We start from the raw sequence: 899 nt of genomic DNA, 5'->3' as shown, positions 1-899 counted from the left end.
CTAGGCGGTGTCTTCAATTGATCTTGGATGGTGGATCATGGTCGGGTGATACGTCGCCATGAACTGTCTGATGCGGAGTGGGAGTTCGTTCGGCCGCTGCTGCCCGCCTCCTTGCGGGGGCGCAAGCGGTTGGACGACCGAAGAGTGCTCAATGGGATCGTGTGGAAGTTCCGCACCGGCACGGCCTGGCGGGATGTGCCCGAGCGGTACGGCCCGTGGCAGACACTGCACACCCGTTTCCGCCGCTGGGCCCTGGACGGCACCTTCGAGCGGATGCTCCGGGCCGCGCAGGCACGGGCGGACGCAGCCGGGGACATCGACTGGCTGGTGTCGGTCGACTCCACCGTCGTGCGGGCCCACCAGCACGCGGCCGGGGCTCGAAAAGGGGGCTCCGCCCCCCCGGCGCTCGGACGCTCGCGGGGCGGCCTGACCAGCAAGATCCACCTGGCCTGCGACGCACTCGGGCGCCCGCTCGCCTTCACGGTCACGGGCGGGAACACCAACGACTGCACCCAGTTCACCGCCGTGATGGAAGCGATCCGGGTACCCCGGCCCGGGCCGGGACGGCCCCGCGTGCGGCCCGGCCAGGTGCTGGGCGACAAGGGCTACAGCTCCCGCGCGATACGGACCTGGCTGCGGCACCGCAGCATCAGCCACACCATCCCCGAACGGGCCGACCAGGTCCGCAACCGGCTCCGGCGCGGCAGCCGGGGCGGGCGCCCGCCGGCGTTCGACGAGCAACTCTACAAGAGGCGCAACGTCGTGGAACGGTGCTTCAACCGCCTCAAGCAGTGGCGCGGCATCGCGACCCGCTACGACAAGACCGCCGAGTCCTACCAGGGAGCCGTCGCCCTCGCCTCGCTCCTGATGTGGACGTGACATTTGAAGACAACTCCTAG

At 69.9% G+C, this 899-nt stretch carries 1 protein-coding gene; it reads left to right on the top strand.

The genetic code is table 11. The annotated features are described in order from the left end of the window. Positions 1 to 48: 48 nt before the first annotated feature. Positions 49 to 879 (top strand): IS5 family transposase, encoded by an 831-nt coding sequence (locus tag G5C65_RS37820; protein ID WP_165303597.1) that lies wholly within the window; start codon positions 49 to 51, stop codon positions 877 to 879. The last annotated feature ends 20 nt before the right edge of the window (positions 880 to 899 follow it).

The sequence above is a fragment of the Streptomyces boncukensis genome (assembly GCF_011045075.1).
GTDB lineage: Bacteria > Actinomycetota > Actinomycetes > Streptomycetales > Streptomycetaceae > Streptomyces > Streptomyces boncukensis.
The sequence above is the reverse complement of the archived record's forward strand: the minus strand, read 5'-3'. Positions and strand labels throughout refer to the sequence as shown.